This window comes from Geodermatophilus sp. SYSU D01045, assembly GCF_054050295.1.
This window is the reverse complement of the sequence record NZ_JBJGZB010000023.1, coordinates 43,506-63,421: the sequence shown is the minus strand read 5'-3', so window position 1 is coordinate 63,421 and position 19,916 is coordinate 43,506. Positions and strand designations below refer to the sequence as shown.

At 74.0% G+C, this 19,916-nt stretch carries 17 protein-coding genes; 7 read left to right on the top strand and 10 right to left on the bottom strand.

What is annotated here, in order from left to right; translation table 11 throughout:
• Positions 1–146: 146 nt before the first annotated feature.
• Positions 147–2,732 (bottom strand): ATP-dependent chaperone ClpB, encoded by a 2,586-nt coding sequence (gene clpB, locus ACI798_RS18190; RefSeq protein WP_456942398.1) that lies wholly within the window; start codon positions 2,730–2,732, stop codon positions 147–149.
• Positions 2,733–2,916: 184 nt separating this feature from the next.
• On the opposite strand from clpB, the gene ACI798_RS18185 reads away from it, so the two are divergent.
• A complete protein-coding gene (locus ACI798_RS18185) occupies positions 2,917–3,390 on the top strand; it encodes a MarR family winged helix-turn-helix transcriptional regulator (protein ID WP_456942397.1) in 474 nt (157 codons plus the stop codon).
• A gap of 99 nt (positions 3,391–3,489) precedes the next feature.
• Positions 3,490–3,924 carry an OsmC family protein gene (locus tag ACI798_RS18180; RefSeq protein WP_457048583.1) on the top strand — a complete coding sequence of 145 codons (435 nt, stop codon included), beginning with the start codon at positions 3,490–3,492 and terminating at the stop codon, positions 3,922–3,924.
• Positions 3,925–3,987: 63 nt separating this feature from the next.
• Here the strand turns inward: ACI798_RS18180 and ACI798_RS18175 are convergent, their stop codons facing one another.
• From ACI798_RS18175 to ACI798_RS18140, 8 genes are all read right to left on the bottom strand, one after another.
• Complete coding sequence (locus tag ACI798_RS18175; RefSeq protein WP_457048582.1) at positions 3,988–5,616, bottom strand: MDR family MFS transporter; 1,629 nt, start codon at positions 5,614–5,616, stop codon at positions 3,988–3,990.
• Between the two features lie 59 nt (positions 5,617–5,675).
• Complete coding sequence (locus tag ACI798_RS18170; RefSeq protein WP_456942394.1) at positions 5,676–6,164, bottom strand: MarR family winged helix-turn-helix transcriptional regulator; 489 nt, start codon at positions 6,162–6,164, stop codon at positions 5,676–5,678.
• A gap of 151 nt (positions 6,165–6,315) precedes the next feature.
• Positions 6,316–6,804 (bottom strand): MarR family winged helix-turn-helix transcriptional regulator, encoded by a 489-nt coding sequence (locus tag ACI798_RS18165; protein ID WP_456942393.1) that lies wholly within the window; start codon positions 6,802–6,804, stop codon positions 6,316–6,318.
• Between the two features lie 38 nt (positions 6,805–6,842).
• Positions 6,843–7,322 carry a heat shock protein transcriptional repressor HspR gene (locus tag ACI798_RS18160; RefSeq protein ID WP_457048581.1) on the bottom strand — a complete coding sequence of 160 codons (480 nt, stop codon included), beginning with the start codon at positions 7,320–7,322 and terminating at the stop codon, positions 6,843–6,845.
• The gene (gene dnaJ, locus ACI798_RS18155; protein ID WP_456942391.1) at positions 7,319–8,542 is read right to left on the bottom strand and encodes a molecular chaperone DnaJ; all 1,224 of its coding nucleotides are present in this window, start codon (positions 8,540–8,542) and stop codon (positions 7,319–7,321) included. Before dnaJ ends, ACI798_RS18160 begins: the two co-directional genes overlap by 4 nt.
• A 34-nt stretch (positions 8,543–8,576) precedes the next feature.
• A complete protein-coding gene (gene grpE / locus ACI798_RS18150) occupies positions 8,577–9,299 on the bottom strand; it encodes a nucleotide exchange factor GrpE (protein WP_456942390.1) in 723 nt (240 codons plus the stop codon).
• Positions 9,296–11,176 (bottom strand): molecular chaperone DnaK, encoded by a 1,881-nt coding sequence (gene dnaK, locus ACI798_RS18145; protein WP_456942389.1) that lies wholly within the window; start codon positions 11,174–11,176, stop codon positions 9,296–9,298. Before dnaK ends, grpE begins: the two co-directional genes overlap by 4 nt.
• A gap of 221 nt (positions 11,177–11,397) precedes the next feature.
• Positions 11,398–12,420 carry a hypothetical protein gene (locus ACI798_RS18140; RefSeq protein WP_456942388.1) on the bottom strand — a complete coding sequence of 341 codons (1,023 nt, stop codon included), beginning with the start codon at positions 12,418–12,420 and terminating at the stop codon, positions 11,398–11,400.
• A gap of 522 nt (positions 12,421–12,942) precedes the next feature.
• On the opposite strand from ACI798_RS18140, the gene ACI798_RS18135 reads away from it, so the two are divergent.
• The 3 genes from ACI798_RS18135 (at position 12,943) to ACI798_RS18125 (ending at position 17,644) form a co-directional block, all read left to right on the top strand.
• Positions 12,943–15,234, top strand: coding sequence for a heterodisulfide reductase-related iron-sulfur binding cluster (locus tag ACI798_RS18135; RefSeq protein ID WP_456942387.1), 2,292 nt, complete (start codon positions 12,943–12,945; stop codon positions 15,232–15,234).
• A gap of 102 nt (positions 15,235–15,336) precedes the next feature.
• A complete protein-coding gene (locus ACI798_RS18130; protein WP_456942386.1) occupies positions 15,337–16,308 on the top strand; it encodes a DUF389 domain-containing protein in 972 nt (323 codons plus the stop codon).
• A 58-nt stretch (positions 16,309–16,366) separates the two neighbouring features.
• Entirely contained in the window at positions 16,367–17,644 is a 1,278-nt protein-coding gene (locus ACI798_RS18125; RefSeq protein WP_456942385.1) for a CynX/NimT family MFS transporter, read from the top strand.
• On the opposite strand, the gene dcd is transcribed toward ACI798_RS18125, so the two are convergent.
• Positions 17,610–18,200: a dCTP deaminase gene (dcd, locus tag ACI798_RS18120; protein ID WP_387992035.1), complete on the bottom strand. Its 591-nt coding sequence runs from the start codon at positions 18,198–18,200 to the stop codon at positions 17,610–17,612. The two genes, ACI798_RS18125 and dcd, sit on opposite strands and share 35 nt — an antisense overlap.
• A 141-nt stretch (positions 18,201–18,341) precedes the next feature.
• Here dcd and ACI798_RS18115 point away from each other — a divergent pair, with 141 nt between their 5' ends.
• Positions 18,342–18,917, top strand: a complete 576-nt coding sequence (locus ACI798_RS18115; RefSeq protein WP_456942384.1) for a PAS domain-containing protein — start codon at positions 18,342–18,344, stop codon at positions 18,915–18,917.
• 1 nt (position 18,918) lies between these two features.
• Positions 18,919–19,869, top strand: a complete 951-nt coding sequence (locus ACI798_RS18110) for a methyl-accepting chemotaxis protein (protein WP_457048580.1) — start codon at positions 18,919–18,921, stop codon at positions 19,867–19,869.
• Positions 19,870–19,916 lie beyond the last annotated feature (47 nt).

The following is a 19,916-nucleotide window of genomic DNA, read 5'->3' as shown; positions in this document are numbered from 1 at the left end:
CGCCGCGACGGCGTCGCGTGGGTGACCACCACCGGCGGGGCCGCCCCCCCCCCCCCGGGGCCCCCCCCCCCCCCGCCCCCCCCGGGGGGCGCGCGGCGGCCCCCCCCCCCCGAGGGGACGGCGGGCCCTGGCGAGGTGCTCCTCGTTCAGCCGCGGCGGACGGTCAGGCCCTCCTCGGCCAGGTCGTCCGGCGCGTCGACGACGACCTCGTCACCGTCGCGGATCTCCCCGGCCAGCAGCGCGCGGGCCAGCGGGTCGCCGATCGCGGACTGCACCAGCCGGCGCAGCGGGCGGGCGCCGTAGACCGGGTCGAACCCGTTGAGCGCCAGCCACTCGCGGGCGGCCTCGGTGACGGTCAGCGTCAGCCGGCGGGCGGCCAGCCGGCGGGCGAGCACGCCCACCTGGATCTCGACGATCCCGGCCAGCTCCTCGCTGCCCAGCGCCCGGAACACCACGACGTCGTCGAGGCGGTTGAGGAACTCGGGCTTGAAGTGCGACCGGACGACGTCCATGACCGCGGACCGCCGCGCCTCCTCCGGCAGCGACTGGTCGGCGATCAGCTGCGAGCCGAGGTTCGACGTCAGGATCAGGAGGGTGTTGCGGAAGTCCACCGTCCGCCCCTGGCCGTCGGTGAGCCGGCCGTCGTCGAGGACCTGCAGCAGCACGTCGAAGACGTCGGGGTGGGCCTTCTCCACCTCGTCGAGCAGCACGACGGTGTAGGGCCGCCGCCGGACCGCCTCGGTGAGCTGACCGCCGGCCTCGTAGCCGACGTAGCCCGGAGGGGCGCCGACCAGCCGGGCCACCGAGTGCTTCTCGGAGTACTCGCTCATGTCGACGCGGACCATCGCCCGCTCGTCGTCGAACAGGAACTCCGCCAGCGCCTTGGCCAGCTCGGTCTTGCCGACGCCGGTGGGGCCGAGGAAGAGGAACGAGCCGGTGGGCCGGTCGGGGTCGGCGATGCCCGACCGCGCGCGGCGGACGGCGTCGGAGACGGCGCGGACGGCGTCGGGCTGGCCGACGACCCGCTCCCCGAGCTCGTCCTCCATCCGCAGCAGCTTCGCCGTCTCGCCCTCGAGCAACCGGCCGGCGGGGATGCCGGTCCAGGCCTGGACGACCTCGGCGATGTCGTCGGGACCGACCTCCTCCTTGAGCATGGAGGCCTGGGCGGCGACCTCGTCCTCGGCCGCGGCGAGCGCCTTCTCCAGCTGCGGCATCCGGCCGTAGCGGAGCTCGGCGACGCGCGCGAGGTCGCCGTCGCGCTCGGCGCGCTCGGACTCGGTGCGCAACCGCTCCAGCTCCTCCTTGTGCTGCTGGATGCGGACGATCGCGCTCTTGTCCTGCTGCCAGCGGGCGGTCAGCTCGGCGAGCTCCTGGCGCCGGTCGGCCAGGTCGGCGCGCAGCGCGGCCAGCCGGTCGAGGGACGACGGGTCGTCCTCCTTGGCCAGCGCCATCTCCTCGATCTCCATGCGGCGCACGGCGCGCTCGACCTCGTCGACCTCGACCGGGCGGCTGTCGATCTCCATCCGCAGCCGGCTGGCCGCCTCGTCGACCAGGTCGATCGCCTTGTCGGGGAGGAAGCGGGCCGTGACGTACCGGTCCGACAGCGTGGCGGCGGCGACGATCGCGGCGTCGGTGATCCGGACGCCGTGGTGCACCTCGTAGCGCTCCTTGAGTCCGCGCAGGATGCCGATCGTGTCCTCGACCGAGGGCTCGCCGACGAGGACCTGCTGGAAGCGGCGCTCCAGCGCCGGGTCCTTCTCGATGTGCTCGCGGTACTCGTCGAGCGTGGTCGCGCCGACCATGCGCAGCTCGCCGCGGGCGAGCATCGGCTTGATCATGTTGCCGGCGTCCATGGCCGAGTCCCCGGTGGCCCCGGCGCCGACGATGGTGTGCAGCTCGTCGATGAAGGTGACGACCTGGCCCTCGGACTCGGCGATCTCCTGCAGGACGGCCTTGAGCCGCTCCTCGAACTCGCCGCGGTACTTGGCGCCGGCGACCATGCTCGCCAGGTCCAGCGCCATCAGCCGCTTGCCCTTGAGGCTCTCGGGGACGTCGCCGGCCACGATCCGCTGGGCCAGGCCCTCGACGATCGCCGTCTTGCCGACGCCGGGCTCGCCGATGAGGACCGGGTTGTTCTTGGTGCGGCGGGAGAGCACCTGCACGACGCGGCGGATCTCGGTGTCCCGGCCGATGACCGGGTCGATCTTCCCCTCGCGGGCGCGCTCGGTGAGGTCGACGGCGTACTTCTCCAGCGCCTGGAAGGTGCTCTCGGGGTCGGCCGTGGTGACCTTGCGGTTGCCGCGCACGGTGCGGAAGGCGGCCAGCAGCGCGTCGCGGGTGGCCCCGGCGCTGGTGAGCACGGTGCCCGCCTCGCCCTCGGAGCCGGCCAGGCCGACCAGCAGGTGCTCGGTGGAGACGTACTCGTCGCCCAGCGCGCTCGCCTGCTCGCCGGCGGCGTTGACCACCCGCAGCAGCTCACGCGACGGCGACGGCGCGGCGACGGTGGCGCCGCTGACGCTCGGCATGCGGCGCAGGGCGGCCTCGGCCTTGGCCCGGACGTCGGCCGGGTCGGCGCCGACGGCGGTCAGCAGCGGGCCGGCGATGCCGTCGCTCTGCTGCAGCAGCGCGACGAGCAGGTGCAGGGGCTCCAGCGCCGCCTGCCCCCGGTCGACCGCCAGCCGCTGGGCGGCCGCGAACGCCTCCTGCGAACGGGTGGTCAGCTTGCTCTCCATGGTCGGTGCGGTCGGTCCTCTCCTCGGCGCGCCGGGCTCCCCGGCGGGGGTCGCTGTCGACCGGTCCAACGGACCGGAGGTTGAGTCTGTTCCGCTCAACCCGGGTCCCGACAGGGGGTTCCCCGAGGGTTGACATCCGACGCAACTGCATGCCACGCGACCGGATCGTCCCTACACTCGTGTCATGACGACGACGAGCGGGGACCCGCACCTCCCCGCCCCGAGCGTGGCCCTGGACGACCAGCTGTGCTTCGCGCTGTACGCAGCGTCGCGCGCGATGACCGCCCGGTACCGGCCGATGCTCGAGGAGCTCGGGCTGACCTATCCCCAGTACCTGGTCATGATGCTGCTCTGGGAAGAGGACCACCAGACCGTCGGCCAGCTCGGCGCCCGCCTGGCACTCGACAGCGGCACGCTGTCCCCGCTGCTCAAGCGGCTCACGGCGGCCGGCCTGGTCACGCGCCACCGGCGGGTGGAGGACGAGCGGTCGGTGGCCATCGCCCTCACCGACGCCGGCCGGGCCCTGCGCGACAAGGCCTTCGCGATCTCGCAGGACATGATCTGCGCGCTCGACCTGGACGTGGAGTCCTTCTCCGACCTCAAGCAGACGCTCAACGTGCTGACCCAGCGGGTCACCGAGGCGCCGCGCGCGCTGTGACCGGCCGGCGGGTTGCCCTCAACCCACCGGGGTAGGGCCGCGGGGTCCCGCGCGCCGGCGAGACGATGCCGGCGCGCCCTCCGACCGGAAGGCAGCCCGATGCCCACCCGCACCGCCCGCACCGCCTGGAACGGCACCCTCCAGGACGGCTCCGGCCAGGTCGAGCTGACCAGCTCGAAGCTCGGCACCTTCGACGTGAGCTGGCCGAAGCGCACCGCCGACGAGGCCGGCGGCTCCACCAGCCCCGAGGAGCTCGTCGCCGCGGCCCACTCCGCCTGCTTCTCGATGGCCCTGTCGAACGAGATCGCGAAGGCCGGCGGCACGCCTCAGTCGCTCGACGTCACCGCCGACGTCACGCTCGGCCTCCAGGACGGCGCCACGATCACCGGCATCAAACTGACCGTCCGCGCCGAGGTCGAGGGCCTCGACGCCGGCGGGTTCGAGCAGGCCGCCCAGGCGGCGAAGGCCGGCTGCCCGGTCAGCAAGGCCCTGGCCGGCGTCGACATCACCCTGGACGCCGCTCTCGAGTCCTGACCCCGTGACCACGGCGGCCCGCTCCCCGGAGGGAGCGGGCCGCCGTCCGTCCGCGTGCCTGCTTCAGCGGGCGGTGCCGACCGCCTCGTCGTCGGCGAGCGCGGGGCGGGACTCGCGGGCCAGCCGCTCCTCGCCGCTCTCGGTGCGCAGGGCCACCTCGCGGATGAGCAGGATGGCCGCGACGGCGACCACCGCGATGACCGCGGAGACGAGGAAGACCCGGCCGGTCGCGTCGCCGTAGGAGACCCGGATGAGCTCCTGGATGGCCGGCGGCGCGTCCTCCAGGCCGGCGAGGCCGACGCTGCCCGAGCCGCTGTCCGCGGCGGCCACCTCCGGCGGCAGGCCGGCGGTGATCAGGTTGGTCACCCGGTTGCTGAGCACCGCGCCGAGCACCGAGACGCCGACGGTGCCGCCGAGGCTGCGGAAGAACGCCACCGCCGACGACGCCGCGCCGAGGTCGCTCGCGGCCACGGTGTTCTGCACCGCGAGGACCAGGTTCTGCATGGTCATCCCGATGCCGACGCCGAGGACGAACAGGAAGACGCCGAGCAGCACCATGTCCGTCTCGTGGTCGACGGTCGCCAGCAGGCCGAACCCGGCGACGACGAGCAGCGACCCGGCCACCAGGAACCGCTTCCACCGGCCGTGGCGGGTGATGAGGATGCCCGAGACGGTGGAGGAGACGAGCAGGCCGCCGACCATGGGGATCGTCAGCAGGCCGGCCGCCGTCGGCGAGTAGCCGCGGGAGATCTGCAGGTACTGGCCGAGGAAGACGGTCGACCCGAACATCGCCACACCGATCGCGACGCTGGCCATGATGGCGAGGGTCGTCGTCCGGTCGCGGAACAGCCGCAGCGGCACGATCGGCTCGGCCGCCCGCAGCTCGGTCACCACGAAGGCGACGATGGCGAGCGCGCTGCCGGTGAGGAACAGCGCCGTCTCGAGCGAGGCCCACGCGAACCGGTCGCCGGCGAGGGTGACCCAGATGAGCAGGCCGGAGACGCCGGCGGTGAGCAACGCGGCGCCGAGGTGGTCGATGCGGACCCGGCGCCTGGTCACCGGCAGGTGCAGCGTGCGCTGGAGCAGCACCAGCGCCACGGCGGCGAAGGGCACGCCGACGTAGAAGCACCACCGCCAGCCCAGCCAGCTGGTGTCGACCAGCAGGCCGCCGAGCAGCGGGCCGCCGACGGTGGCCACGGCCATGACGGCGCCGAGCAGGCCGGAGTACCGGCCGCGCTCGCGGGGGCTGATCATCGCGGCCATCGCGATCTGCACCAGCGCCTGCAGGCCGCCGAGGCCCACCCCCTGGAGCACGCGCCAGCCGATGAGCGTGCCCACCGACTGCGACAGGCCGGCGAGCATCGAGCCGACGATGAAGACCACGATCGACAGCTGGATCAGCAGCTTCTTGCTGAACAGGTCGGCGAGCTTGCCCCAGATCGGCGTGGACGCGGTCGAGGCGAGCAGGGTCGCGGTGACGACCCACGTGTACTGGCTCTGGCTGCCCCGCAGGTCGGTGATGATCGTGGGCAGGGCGTTGGAGACGACGGTCGAGGACAGGAACGCCACGAACATCGCCAGCAACATCCCCGAGAGGGCCTCGAGGATCTGCCGGTGCGTCATGCGGCCCTGCTGTTCGGCGGGCGCCTCCGCCGCTGGGGCGGCGACGGCGGGCTCGCGGGTGGTGGTCACGGTGCTCCTGGTCGGCGCGGGATCGGGTGGGGACGGCGGCCCGGACGGGCGGGTGGTGGTCACGAGGCGGCCCCCACGGCGTGCGGGGAGCGGACGGTGGGCGGCGCGGCGCGGTCGATGTCGTCGGACAGCCGCTCGAGCAGCTCGGTGAGGCGGCGGGCGTCGTCCTCGTCCCAGCCGGCGAGGGCGTGGACGGCCCACCGCGAGCGCAGCGCGCGGGCCTGCGCGAGGGCGGTGGCGCCGGCGGCGGAGAGCCGGATGAGGCTGGCGCGGCCGTCGCGGGGGTCGGGCCGGCGCTCGACCAGGCCGGCCCGCTCGAGGGTGGCGACCTGACGGCTGGCGACCGAGACGTCGACGCCGGCCTGCACGGCCAGCGCGCTGCAGCGCTGCTCGCCGTCGCGCTCGAGCGGGACGAGCAGCGCCCAGCCGAAGGAGGGCAGCTCCCCGGAGACGGAGTCCGCGGCCCGGCTGGACACGTGCCGGCCGGCCCGGACGAGGCGCGCGATGCCGGTGGTGAGCCGCTCGCACGTCTGGGAGGTGAGGGGCATGGCGTCCTCGGGGAAGAGGTGATTGCAGACCGCAACATACATCAGGTTGGTTGCTGTCTACAACCTCATGCCCGTCCGGTGGATTCCCCTCCCACGCACGACGGCGCCCGGACCGAGGTGGTCCGGGCGCCGTCGTGGGATCAGGGGCGGTTCAGGGAGCGCCGGCCGCGGCGTCCCCGGCCTCGCGGGCCTCGCCGAGCCGGTTGAGCCGGGCCAGGAGCTCGCCCAGCCGGGCGACGTCCTCGGCCGGCCAGCCGGACAGGTCGGCCTCCCAGCGCTCCCGGCGGGCGTCGCGGATCCGGGCCAGCCGGGCCGCACCCTCGGGTGACGGGGTGAGGACCTGCGCCCGCCCGTCGGCCGGGTCGGGCTCGCGGTCGACCATGCCGAGCGCCACGAGCGAGGACACCTGGCGGCTGACCGTGCTCTTGTCCAGGCCGAGCCGGGCGACCAGGTCGCTGGCGCGCAGCGGGCCGGCGTCGGCCAGCAGCGCGAGCAGGCCGTAGGCGGCGCCGTCGAGGTCGGGGTGCAGCTCGCGGGCGAGCCGGGCCGAGATGGCCCGCGACCGGCGCAGCAGCAGGCCGATCTCGCGCTCCAGCCGCACGAAGGACTCGTGCTGCCGCTCCGGGCGCGTGCTCGTCACGTCTCCCTGGACGACGCCGCCGCCGCCGGGGTTCCCGCTCACCGCTGCGCCTCCCTCGGGCGCCAGACGACCAGCGCGGAGGTGCTCTGCCGCCGCACCGGCACGAGGTCGGTGCCGACCAGGTCCCGGCCGTAGCCGCTGCGGATCGCCGTCTCCGCGGCGATCCGCCGGTGCTCGGACTCCTCGAGCTCGGCGACCAGCTCGTGCACCCGCTGCTGCAGGGCCTCGACCTGGGACTCCAGGTCGATGATCCGCTTGATGCCGGCCAGGTTGACGCCGTCCTCCTGGGACAGCCGCTGGACCTCGCGCAGCAGCGCGACGTCCCGCGGGCTGTAGCGCCGGCCGCCGCCCGCCGTGCGGCCCGGGGTGACCAGGCCGAGCCGGTCGTACTGGCGGAGCGTCTGGGCGTGCATGCCGGCCAGCTGCGCGGCCACCGAGATGACGAACACCGGAGCGTCGTCGGCGACGGCGCGGCTCGCCTCGGCGCGGTCGCGGTCCTCCGTGCCCGCGGCGCTCACCGGGTGCTCCCGCGGTCGGCGTTGCGCTGCGTGGCCGCGGTGATCTGCGGCCGCGGGTCACCCAGTTCGGCGTCGAGGGTCTTCACCGCCCGCTCGGCCTCGGCCGAGAGCCGCTGCGGGACGGCGACCTCGACGGTCACCAGCAGGTCGCCGGTGCGGCCGCGGCCGGGCACGCCCCGCCCCCGGACCCGCAGCGTGCGGCCGCTCGCCGTGCCGGCGGGCACCTTGAGCGTCACGTTGCCGTCCAGGGTCGGCACGGTCAGCGTCGTGCCGAGGACCGCCTCGGGGAAGGTGACCGGCACGGTGAGCGTGACGTCGTCGCCCTTGCGGCCGAACAGCTCGTGGTCGCTGACGTGCACGACCACGAACAGGTCGCCGGCGGGGCCGCCCCGCCGTCCCGGTGCGCCCTTGCCGGCCAGCCGGATCCGCTGCCCGTCCTTGACGCCGGCCGGGATCCGCACGGTGATCGTGCGGGTCTGGGTGGTGACGCCGTCGCCCTGGCAGGTCGGGCACGGGTCGTCGACCACCTGACCGGTGCCGCGGCAGTTGCGGCACGGCTCGGAGAACGCGAACGCGCCCTGGCTGCGGCTGGTGACGCCGGCGCCGCCGCACACCTCGCAGGTGTGCGGCGCGGTGCCCGGGCGGGCGCCGCTGCCGGCGCAGGTCGGGCAGGTGCCCGGGCTCTGCATCCGCAGCGGCACGGTGACGCCGAGGACGGCCTCCTCGAAGGAGAGGGTGGCCTCGGTCTCGACGTCCTGCCCGCGGGCCGGCCCGGACGCCGCCTGGGAGCGGGCCCGGGCCGACCCCGGCGCGGCACCGCCGAAGAGGTTGCCGAACAGGTCGCCGAGCCCGCCGCCCCCGCTGCGCGTCCCGGTGCCCCCGGCGCCGCCGCCGAAGAGGTCGCCCAGGTCGAACGGCTGTCCGCCGCCGGCCCCGCCGGGGAAGCCCCCGGGGAACCCGGCGCGGGCCCCGGCGCCGCCCGAGCCGAACAGCCGGCGGGCGTCGTCGTACTCCGCCCGCCGCTTGGGGTCCGACAGCACGTCGTAGGCCTCGGAGACCTCCTTGAAGCGCGCCTCGGCCTGCGTGTTGCCCGGGTTCTTGTCCGGGTGCAGGTCGCGGGCGAGCTTGCGGTAGGCCTTCTTGATCTCCGCCGCGTCGGCGCCCTGGGAGACGCCCAGCGCGGCGTAGTAGTCCTTCTCGATGAAGTCCCGGGTGCTCATCGGACGCCTCCTCTCTGCGTCTGGTGGCGGCCGGTCAGCCGGCGGCCGGGGTCTCCCCCGGCACGCCGCCGCCGGTCGCCTCCTGCTCGGGAGCGGCCGCCGCGCCGCCCTCCGGGTCGGTCACGGACACCATGGCCGTGCGCAGCACGCGCTCGCCCCGGCGGAAACCCTGCCGCAGGACCGTCGTCGCGGTGGGCACGGTGACCTGGTCGGACGTGTCGTGCAGGACGGCCTCGTGCAGCGCGGGGTCGAACGGGTCGCCCGCGACGCCGAACGCCTCCACGCCCAGGCCGTCGAGCAGCCCGAGCACGCGGTCGGCGACCACCTTGAAGGCGCCGGTCAGGTCGCCGTGGTCCCGGGCCCGCTCGATGTCGTCGACGATCGGGAACAGCTGGGCGGCGAACCGCTCGGCCGCCTGGTCGACGACGAGCTGCCGGTCCCGGTCGACCCGCCGCCGGTAGTTGGCGTACTCGGCGGTGACCCGCTGCAGGTCCTCGGTGCGCTCGGTCAGCTGGCGCGACAGGTCGCCGTCCGCGGCGCTGTCGCCGACCGGCGCGGCCGGGGCCTCCGGGGCGGCGGTCTGGTTCTCGGTCATCTGCTCCCCTGGCGATGGGTGGGCCGGTGGCTGTGCCGGAGCCGGGCGGGGCGGGACGCCGGCCGGCTGCTCGCCGGCCGGCGTCCGCACCTCACCGCTGACGGGGTCGATCCGCCGCTTGTCCCGGATCACGACCCGCGGCTGCTCGTCCCCCTGGCTCATCGGCGGTCGGTGTCCTCGTCGACGATCTCGGCGTCGACGACGTCGTCGTCGCCGGACGGGGCCGACGCGCCGAACCCGTCACCGGAGGCACCCGCGGCACCCGCGGCACCGGCGCCGTCACCGGCGCCCGCCTGGGCCTGCTGGGCGTAGAGCGCGCCGCCGACCTCCTGCGAGACGCGGGCGACCTTCTCCTGCGCCGACTTGATCGCGGCGATGTCCGAGCCGCCGAGGGCGGAGCGCAGCTCGGTCAGGGCCTCGCCGAGCTCCTCCTTCTTGTCGGCCGGGATGCGCTCGCCGTTCTCCGCGAGGAACTTCTCGGTCTGGTACTGCAGCGACTCGGCGAGGTTGCGGGTCTCGGCCTCCTCGCGGCGGCGCTTGTCCTCCTCGGCGTGGGCCTCGGCGTCGCGCATCATCCGCTCGATGTCCTCCTTGGGGAGGGCCGAGCCGCCGGTGATGGTCATCGACTGCTCCTTGCCCGTGCCGAGGTCCTTGGCGGTGACGTGCACGATGCCGTTGGCGTCGATGTCGAAGCCGACCTCGATCTGCGGGACGCCGCGCGGCGCCGGCGGCAGGCCGGTCAGCTCGAACATGCCGAGCTTCTTGTTGTACATCGCCATCTCGCGCTCGCCCTGGAAGACCTGGATCTGCACGGACGGCTGGTTGTCGTCGGCCGTCGTGAAGATCTCGGAGCGCTTGGTCGGGATCGTGGTGTTGCGCTCGATGAGCTTGGTCATGATCCCGCCCTTGGTCTCGATGCCCAGGGACAGCGGGGTGACGTCGAGCAGCAGGACGTCCTTGACCTCGCCCTTGAGGACGCCGGCCTGCAGCGCGGCACCGACGGCGACGACCTCGTCCGGGTTGACGCCCTTGTTGGGCTCCTTGCCGCCGGTCAGCTCGCGGACCAGCTCCGTGACGGCCGGCATGCGGGTGGAGCCACCGACGAGGACGACGTGGTGGATGTCGCCGACCTTGATCCCGGCGTCGCGGATGACCTGGTTGAACGGCGCCCGGGTGCGGTCCAGCAGGTCCTGGGTGAGCCGCTGGAACTCGGCGCGGGTCATCGTGACGTCGAGGTGCAGCGGGCCCTCGGCGCCGGCGGTGATGTAGGGCAGGTTGACGTTGGTCGACTGCGCGCCGGACAGCTCGATCTTGGCCTTCTCGGCGGCCTCGCGGAGGCGCTGCATGGCCAGCTTGTCCTTGGACAGGTCGATGCCGTTCTGGGCGTTGAACGTCTGCACCAGGTGCTTGACGATCCGCTCGTCCCAGTCGTCACCGCCGAGGTGGTTGTCACCGGCGGTGGCCTTCACCTCGATGACGCCCTCGCCGATCTCGAGGAGGCTCACGTCGAACGTGCCGCCGCCGAGGTCGAAGACGAGGATCGTCTGCTCGGTCTCGCCCTTGTCCAGGCCGTAGGCCAGCGCGGCCGCGGTGGGCTCGTTGACGATGCGCAGGACGTTGAGGCCCGCGATCTCGCCGGCCTCCTTGGTGGCCTGGCGCTGCGCGTCCTCGAAGTAGGCCGGGACGGTGATGACGGCGTCGGTCACCGTCTCGCCCAGGTAGGTCTCGGCGTCCCGCTTGAGCTTCTGCAGGATGCGGGCGCTGATCTCCTGCGGCGTGTACTTCTTGCCGTCGATCTCACCGGTCTGCCAGTTGGTGCCCATGTGGCGCTTCACCGACCGGATGGTGCGGTCGACGTTGGTGACGGCCTGGTTCTTGGCCGACTGGCCGACCAGGACCTCGCCGTTCTTGGCGAAGGCGACGACCGAGGGCGTGGTGCGCGAGCCCTCGCTGTTGGCGATGACCGTCGGCTCGCCGCCCTCCAGGACGGTGACGACGGAGTTCGTGGTGCCGAGGTCGATGCCGACCGCTCGTGCCATGGAGCTGGCTCCTCTTCCGTGTGCTCGGGTGGTGCGGGTGTCGTGGGGGTCGGTCGAGGGAGCTCCCTGCCTTGCGCGGGGTCCGCTCAACTTTCCTGCCCACCGTAACGGCAGACCTCCCGGCGGTGTTCCCGAGGGGTCGAGCTACGCATGATCAGGCGGCCTGATCGTGCTGCGTCCTGGCTCAGCGTCGGCGGTGAGCCAGGACGCACGACGGCGAGCTAGGTCGACGACGCCGCGATCGGCCCAGTCCCCGGGGTGGGCTCGACGGTGCGGACGACGCGATACCGGCGCGGCCCGACCGCCGGGGCCGCCAGCAGCCCACCCACCCGGGCCTCGAGCTCACGCCGCCGCCCGGGCACGAGGTCCTCGTAGGCCAGGCGCACGACCCGGATGCCCAGCGCGCGCAGGAGGTCCTCGCGCCGCTTCTCCCGCCAGAGCACGTCCCCGGGATGCCGGCCGTCGACGGGGTCGAGGTACTTCACCCGCCCGTCGAACTCGATCGCGACGCCGGCGTCGTCGTACCAAGCGTCCACCCGCGCGACGAAGCCCCGCGGACCGTGCACCTCGACCTGCAGCTCCGGACGGGGCAGTCCGGCCTCGATCAACGCGAGCCGACCGCGTGACTCGAGCGGGGACTCCGCCCGGCCGTCCGCGAACCCGAGGGCACGCGCCGCGTCGCCGATGCCGACCCAGTGCACGGCACGGAGGACGGCAGCGCGCAGGTCCTCGCGTCCGACGAGCCGCCCGTGCAGTGCGGCGTCCATCGCCACCACCGAATCCACGAGGTCCCACTCCCGGGCGCAGTCGACGAGCGTCCGCGCCGGCGCGGTCACGCCGAAGCCGGCGAGTCGCCCGAGGTCACCGTCAGAGAGCGAAGCCCGGGCGACGACGTAACCCCGACCGCGTCGCCACTGACCCGGATCGGTCAGCCGCACGGCCCCGTCGACGTCCTCGGGGAGCACGAGGCGGTGCACCCGGGCGGCGGAGGTGTGGCTCAGGGCCGGACCGGGAGCTAGGGCGAGCAGGACGGCGACGCAGTCGAGGAGGTGTCGGAGCCGGTCGTCCGACTCGGCGGCGGCGAGGTCCCGGGCGCGGACGTAGACGCCTCGCCGCAGCCAGCGCCAGTGGCCAGCGCTCAGCTCCGAGCGGATCTCGTCGGGTCGGTAGCCGACGCGCACGGCCTCCCGCGCGGTGAAGACGCCGAGTCGGGCAGCCGCGAGGCGGGCGAGTTCCGGGTGCACGTCGACAGTCTTCGAGGTCGCGGCGACTGCGCCGAGGTCCTCGCGGAACCTGTGGACGACGTCGCGCCGCCGTCCCGGCTCGCTGTGCAGCGTCCTGGCTCACCGTCGGCGCTGCGCCAGGACGCGGCACGATCAGGCGGCCTGATCGCGCGTCGCCCGCGACGCGGTGACCGCAGCGTGACCAGGAGACGTGAGCCCGGTCACCTCCCGCCCGGACGACGCCCGCGCGGAAACACCCAGTCGCGGTGTTCCAGCAGCCTCGGACGCTGGCGAAGCCGCACGTCAACGCGGCGTCGAGTGGGCGGCGGGCACCGTCGGACCGGCCCGGATCGGGGCGCCGCGCCTCGGGTTACTGCCGAGTAACCTGAGCGCAGCCCGGCTATCGTGCTGGGCTGCGCGGGCACCGCCGCCCGCGCGTGATCCGCCCCCCGGTCCCACGGGCCGGAGACGGCGGCGGGACCCTTCTCGTCGTCCGGTGCGGACGGAGTCAACCGACGCCGCGTGGCGTGGGGAGAGGGAATCATGACGGGCCCCCTGCAGATCGTGCTCGGCACGATCAGCGTGCTGTTCCTCATCGTCTCGGTCGTCTTCGCCTACCGGGCCGTCCGCGCCATGGTGCGGATCATCCGCACCGGCCAGCCGGACTCGACCCGCAACGGGCCGGTCGGCCCGCGGCTGAAGACGCTCGTGGTCGAGTCGCTCGGCCACACCCGGATGCTCAAGTGGTCGGCCATCGGCGCCGCCCACTGGTTCGTCTTCGTCGGCTTCTACGGCCTGTTCCTCACGCTGGTCGAGGCCTTCGGTGAGGTGTGGAACCCGGCCTTCCACCTGCCGCTCATCGGCGAGTGGAGCCTGTGGAACCTCTTCGCCGACGTCATCGGCACCGGCACGATCGTCGGGATCCTGTACCTGATCTACCGGCGCCAGAAGGACCACCCGCGCCGACAGGGCCGCACCAGCCGCTTCTCCGGCTCCAACGAGGGCCGCGGCTACTTCGTCGAGGCCGTCGTCCTCACCGTCGGCGTCTGCATCCTGCTGATCCGCGCGCTGAAGATCTCCTCCGACCTCACCGACGCGCCGGCCTGGTCGCACCCGGTCTCCGGCCTGCTGGCCACCGTGCTGCCCGACAGCCCCGACCTGCTCAGCGTCGTCGCCTTCGTGAAGATCGTCGTCTCGCTGACCTGGCTGGTCGTCATCAGCCGGATCCTCAACATGGGCGTCGCGTGGCACCGGTTCAGCGCCTTCTTCAACATCTACTTCAAGCGGAACGACGACGGCTCCGTCGCCCTCGGCCCGCTGCAGCCCATGACCTCGAACGGCAAGCCGATCGACTTCGAGGACCCGGGCGAGGACGACGTCTTCGGTCGCGGCAAGATCGAGGACTTCACCTGGAAGGGGATGCTCGACTTCACCACCTGCACCGAGTGCGGGCGGTGCCAGAGCCAGTGCCCTGCCTGGAACACGGGCAAGCCGCTGTCTCCCAAGATGGTGATCATGGACCTGCGGGACCACCTGTACGCCAAGGCCCCGTACCTCCTGGGTGAGAAGACCGCGTCCGAGACCGCCCCGGACTACGACGTCCTCAAGCCCAGCGACGAGCAGGTCTGGGCCTCGGGCTACGCCCGCATCGAGGGCACCAACGACGCCCAGGCGCACCGCCCGCTGGTCGGCACGCTCGAGGAGGGCGGGGTCATCGACCCCGACGTCCTGTGGAGCTGCACCAACTGCGGCGCCTGCGTCGAGCAGTGCCCGGTGGACATCGAGCACGTCGACCACATCGACGACATGCGCCGCTACCAGGTGCTCATCGAGTCGAACTTCCCGTCCGAGGCCGGCGTGATGCTGCGCAACCTCGAGAACCGCGGCAACCCCTGGGGCGTCAGCCCGAGCACCCGCGAGGACTGGATCAAGGAGGTCGACTTCGAGGTCCGCATGGCCGACGGCCCGCTGCCCTACGACGTCGAGTACCTGTTCTGGGTCGGCTGCGCCGGCGCCATCGACGACCGCGCCAAGCGGGTCACCAAGGCCGTCGCCGAACTGCTGCACACCGCCGGTGTCGAGTTCGCCGTCCTGGGCTCCGGGGAGACCTGCTCGGGCGACCCGGCCCGCCGCATGGGCAACGAGTTCGTGTTCCAGATGATGGCCCAGGAGAACGTCGAGACCCTCAACGGCGTCTTCGAGGGCCGCGTGCCGGGCACCCGCAAGATCGTCACGACCTGCCCGCACTGCTTCAACTCGCTGGGCCGGGAGTACCCGCAGGTCGGCGGCGAGTACGAGGTCGTCCACCACACGCAGCTGCTCAACCAGCTGGTGGAGGAGGGTCGGCTCACGCCGGTCACCCCGGTCGACCGCAAGGTCACCTACCACGACCCGTGCTTCCTCGGCCGGCACAACAAGGTCTACACGCCGCCGCGGGAGATCCTCGACAGCGTGCAGGGCCTCTCCACCCAGGAGATGCACCGCTGCAAGGACCGCGGCTTCTGCTGCGGCGCCGGCGGCGCGCGCATGTGGATGGAGGAGAAGATCGGCAAGCGGATCAACGTGGAGCGCACCGAGGAGGCCCTCGGCCTCGACCCGGACGTCATCTCCACCGCCTGCCCGTTCTGCATCACGATGCTGTCGGACGCCCTGACGGCGAAGAAGCAGAACGGCGAGGCCGCCGAGCACGTCGAGGTCCTCGACGTCAGCCAGATCCTGCTGCGCTCGATGGCGCCGGTCGGCGCCCCGGGCACCGAGCACGGCACCGAGGTCGGCACCGCCGACGACGACGTGGCGGGCACCGGCTCGGCCGCCACCGGCCACGGCCAGGCCTGACGAAGAACCCCGCACCACCCCGACGGACGCCGTCGGCGAGGCATCCCCTCGCCGGCGGCGTCCGTCGTCTCCGGGGGCGGGTCCTCCGGTAGAACACCGCGCGTGCTGCTGCAGCTGCGGGTGACCGTCCCGCCCGACCGGACCGACGCCGTCCGGGACCTGTTCACCCGCTGCCCCGGGACCGCGCACCTGGCCGTGCTGCCCGGCGCCTCGGTCGAACCGCCAGGCGACCTGGTCCTCGCCGACGTCGCCCGGGAGTCCGCCGACGCCCTCGTCGGGGGGCTGCGCGAGCTGCACGTCGACCGCGACGGCGGCATCGCGATCGAGGCCGTGGACACCGCCGTCTCCGCCGTCGCCGAGCGGGCGGAGGAGGCCGCGCCGGGCGACGGCTCGGACGCCGTCGTCTGGGAGCAGGTGGTGCGGACGACGGCCGCGGACTCGTCGCTGTCGGTCTCCTACCTGTCGTTCCTGACCATCGCGACGCTGCTGGCCGGCATCGCGATCGTCAACGACTCGGCGGTCCTGGTGATCGGCGCGATGGTGCTCGGCCCGGAGTTCGCCCCGCTGGCCGGGCTCGCCGTCGCGCTCGTGCACCGGCGGCGCGGGGTCGCCCGTGCGGCGGCCCGCGCGCTGCTCGTCGGCTTCGCGCTGGCCATCGCGGTCACCGCGCTGGCCACGCTCGCCGCCCGCGGGCTGGGCTGGGTCGGCCCCGAGGTCCTGACGGCGGACCGCCCGCAGACCGGGTTCATCACCGCGCCGGACCACTGGTCGCTGGTGGTGGCGGTGCTGGCGGGGATCGCCGGCGTGCTGTCGCTGACGGCGGCGAAGAGCGGGGCGCTGGTCGGCGTCTTCATCTCCGTGACGACGGTGCCCGCCGCCGCGGACATGGCCGTGTCGCTGGCCCTGGGCGGCGGCGCCGAGTTCTGGCGCGCGGCCCTGCAACTGGGGATCAACCTCGCCGGCATCCTGCTGGCCGCCGTGGTCACGCTCCTGCTGCAGCGGGTGCTGTGGCGGCGGGTCCCGCAGGTGCTGCCGCGCTTCGAGGCCATGCCGCGCACGGGTCTGCGCACCTAGACGGTTGGCCTGTGCACCCGCCTCCGGGCGGGCCGGCCGCGCGGGGGACCATCGACGGGTGACCCGCACGGCCGACGACGCTCCCCCGATCCCGACGGCCGGCGAGCGGCGGCGCGGCCTCGCGCTCGTCGCGGTCGCCATCGTGCTGACCGCGGCCAACCTGCGGACGGCGGTGACCACCGTCGGGCCGGTGCTCGAGGAGCTCGAGCGCGGCCTCGGCGTCTCCAGCGCCGCGGCCGGCGTGGTGACGACGCTGCCCGTGCTGTGCTTCGCCGCCATCGGCTTCGCCGGGCCGCCGCTGGCCGCGCGGTTCCGGGACGCCCACGTGCTGGCCGGCGCGCTGCTCACCATGGCCGCCGGGCTGGTGCTGCGGGCGGTCGTCGACTCGTTCCCGCTGTTCGTCGCCGGCACCGTGCTCGCGATGGTCGGCGGCGCGCTGGGCAACGTGCTGCTGCCCGGCCTGGTCAAGCGCTGGTTCCCCGAGCGCACCGGCCTGCTGGTGGGCGCCTACAGCGCGTCCATGGCCATCGGCGGCGCCGTCGCGGCGATCTCCACCGCGCCGATCGCCGCCGCCGTCGGCCCCGGCGGCTGGCGGTGGGCCCTCGGCGTGTGGGCGGTGCTCGCGCTGGTCGCCGCGGTGCCGTGGTTCCTCGCCCCGCGCTCCCCCGGCGCGAGCCGGGGCACCCACCGCGCGGTGCGGATGGCCCCGCTGGCGCGCAGCCCGCTGGCCCTCACCCTGGCCGCCTTCTTCGGCCTGCAGGCGACGCAGGCCTACGTCGTCATGGGCTGGTCGGCGCAGTACCTGCGCGACGCCGGCCTCAGCGCCGCCACCGCCGGGCTGCTGCTGGGGATCAACTCGGTCGTCGTCATCCCGGTCAACGCGGTCACCCCCTCGCTCACCGTCCGCCAGCGCTGGCAGCGGCCGCTGCTGCTGGGCTTCATGGCCTGCTACGTCGTCGGCTGGGGCGGGCTGTGGCTGGCCCCGCGCACGCTGCCGTGGCTGTGGATGAGCGTGCTCGCCGTCGGCATGGGCACCTTCAGCATGGTGCTGGCGCTGATCGGGCTGCGCGCCCGGACGCCGGAGACGACGGCCGCGCTGTCCACGGTGACCCAGGGCTGGGGCTACGTGCTGGCCGGCGCCGGGCCGCTGCTGGTCGGCGTGCTGCGCGGCGCGACCGGCGGCTACACCGGCATGTTCGTGCTCATCGCCGTCGCCACCGCCGGGCTCACGGTCACCGGGTGGCTGGTCACCCGGGACCGGTTCGTCGACGACGAGGTGCCCGGCTGGTCGCCGGCCGAGGTCAGCCCTGCGCCCGCCGGGTCTCGGCGCGGGTGAAGTTGCGGAACGAGCGCGACGGCGTCGGCCCGCGCTGGTCCTGGTAGCGGGAGCCGTACACCGCCGAGCCGTACGGGTGCTCGGCCGGGCCGGTGAGCCGGAACAGGCACAGCTGGCCGATCTTCATGCCCGGCCACAGCGTGATCGGCAGGTTGGCCACGTTGGACAGCTCCAGCGTGATGTGGCCGGAGAAGCCGGGGTCGACGAAGCCCGCCGTCGAGTGGGTGAGCAGGCCCAGGCGCCCGAGCGAGCTCTTGCCCTCCAGCCGGGCGGCGAGGTCGTCGGGGATGGTGACGACCTCGAGGGTGGAGCCGAGGACGAACTCGCCGGGGTGCAGGACGAACGGCTCGTCGCCGTCGGGCTCGACCAGGGTGGTCAGGTCGTCCTGCTGCTGGGCGGGGTCGATGTGGGTGTAGCGGGCGTTGTTGAACACCCGGAAGTAGCGGTCGAGCCGGACGTCGATGCTCGAGGGCTGCACCAGCCCCGCGTCGTGCGGCTCGATGCCGAGACGCCCCTCGGCGATCGCGGCGCGGATGTCGCGGTCGGACAGCAGCATGGCGCGGAGTCTAGGGAGGCCGCCGGGCGCGCCCTCCGCTTCCCGCGGGACCGAGGTCCCGTCGTCCCCGTTTCGGGTCGCGTCCGGACGGATCCTGCCGATACCTGCCGGGACGACCCGCCGGACGCAGGAGGACACCGCGTGCTGGACACCCACCCCCGGACCGCCCCGCGCGCCGGCCGCACCGCCGTGCGGCCGACGGGCGAGGAGCGGACCTTCGCGGCCGAGGAGCTCATCGTCTCCAAGACCGACCCGCGCGGGGTGATCACGTACGCCAACGACGTGTTCCTGCGGGTGGGCGCCTACTCCCTCGACGAGGTCATCGGGCGGCCGCACAACCTCATCCGGCACCCCGAGATGCCGCGCGCGGTGTTCAAGCTGCTGTGGGACACCCTCGCCGCCCGCCAGGAGCTGTTCGCCTACATCAACAACCTGGCCGCCGACGGCGCGCACTACTGGGTGCTGGCGCACGTCACGCCGTCCTACGGCGCCGACGGGTCGGTCGTGGGCTACCACTCCAACCGGCGCCGGCCCTCCCGCCGGGCGGTGGACCGCGTCCGCCCGATCTACGAGCGCCTCCTGGCCGAGGAGCGGCGGCACCCCGACGCCCGCGCGGCCGTCGCGGCGTCGTCCGAGCTGTTCGACCGGCTGATCGCCGAGCACGCGGCGTCCTACGAGGACTTCGTGTGGTCGGTCGTCGCCCAGGAGGAGGACTGAGATGGCCCGCTCCCGCACCCGCTCCGACGCCGCGGAGCTCGAGGTCCACCGCGCGTTCGTGCGCCGGCTGACCGAGACCTGCGAGGCGGCCGCGCGCGGCGACCTGGAGGCCCGAGCCGTGCCGGTCGACGGCTCGGACGCCGTGCCGGAACTGGTCGCGCTGCGGCACGGCGTCAACCGCGCGCTCGACGTCAGCGACGCCTTCGTGCGCGAGTCCCGGGCGGCGCTGGCCGCCGCCGCCGAGGGCCGCTTCCACCGCAGCGTGGTGCGCACCGGGCTGCACGGCGCCTACCGGCACGCGGCCACCGGCATCAACACCGCCCGGGACGCCATGCGCGAGACCGCCGGGCGGGTCACGGAGGCGCAGACCTCACGGCTGCGGCTGGCCGACGCGTTCGAGTCGGTGGTGCTGGCGATGAGCGAGCAGGTCGCGACGGCGGCCACCGAGATGAGCGCGTCCGCCGCGGGGCTGACCAGCGCGGCGTCGGCGGCGTCGGCCGAGGTGGGCAACGCGACCGGCACGCTCGGCTCCCTGACCCGCACCTCGGCCGAGATCCGCGAGGTCATCGCGCTCATCGAGTCGGTGGCCGCGCAGACCCGCCTGCTGGCGCTCAACGCCACGATCGAGGCCGCTCGCGCCGGGGAGGCCGGCAAGGGCTTCGCCGTCGTCGCCTCGGAGGTCAAGGACCTCGCCGACCAGACCGCGCGGGCCACCGAGCGGGTGACCGCGCAGGTCGAGGCGATCCGCGCGGCCTGCGACGACGTCACCGCCGTCATCGGGACGGTCGGCGCCACGGTCACCGAGATGAACGGCCTGGTCGACGGGATCGCCGCGGCCGTCGACGGCACCGCGTCGCTGGGCACCGCGGACACCGACGTCACCGGCCTGTCGCAGATGGCCGAGCGGCTGCGCTCGGAGGCGACCGGTTTCCTGGCCGAGATGCGGCGCTGACCACCGGCACGGCCGGTGGTGTCCCAGGTCGCGGATGTACCGTGCGA

Bases quoted from the DNA above. Each gene is read 5' to 3' on its own strand.
- clpB (WP_456942398.1), bottom strand. From the start codon at position 2,732: ATGGAGAGCAAGCTGACCACCCGTTCGCAGGAGGCGTTCGCGGCCGCC.
- ACI798_RS18185 (WP_456942397.1), top strand. From the start codon at position 2,917: ATGACGACGACGAGCGGGGACCCGCACCTCCCCGCCCCGAGCGTGGCC.
- ACI798_RS18180 (WP_457048583.1), top strand. From the start codon at position 3,490: ATGCCCACCCGCACCGCCCGCACCGCCTGGAACGGCACCCTCCAGGAC.
- ACI798_RS18170 (WP_456942394.1), bottom strand. From the start codon at position 6,164: ATGCCCCTCACCTCCCAGACGTGCGAGCGGCTCACCACCGGCATCGCG.
- dnaJ (WP_456942391.1), bottom strand. From the start codon at position 8,542: ATGAGCACCCGGGACTTCATCGAGAAGGACTACTACGCCGCGCTGGGC.
- grpE (WP_456942390.1), bottom strand. From the start codon at position 9,299: ATGAGCCAGGGGGACGAGCAGCCGCGGGTCGTGATCCGGGACAAGCGG.
- dnaK (WP_456942389.1), bottom strand. From the start codon at position 11,176: ATGGCACGAGCGGTCGGCATCGACCTCGGCACCACGAACTCCGTCGTC.
- ACI798_RS18135 (WP_456942387.1), top strand. From the start codon at position 12,943: ATGACGGGCCCCCTGCAGATCGTGCTCGGCACGATCAGCGTGCTGTTC.
- dcd (WP_387992035.1), bottom strand. From the start codon at position 18,200: ATGCTGCTGTCCGACCGCGACATCCGCGCCGCGATCGCCGAGGGGCGT.
- ACI798_RS18110 (WP_457048580.1), top strand. From the start codon at position 18,919: ATGGCCCGCTCCCGCACCCGCTCCGACGCCGCGGAGCTCGAGGTCCAC.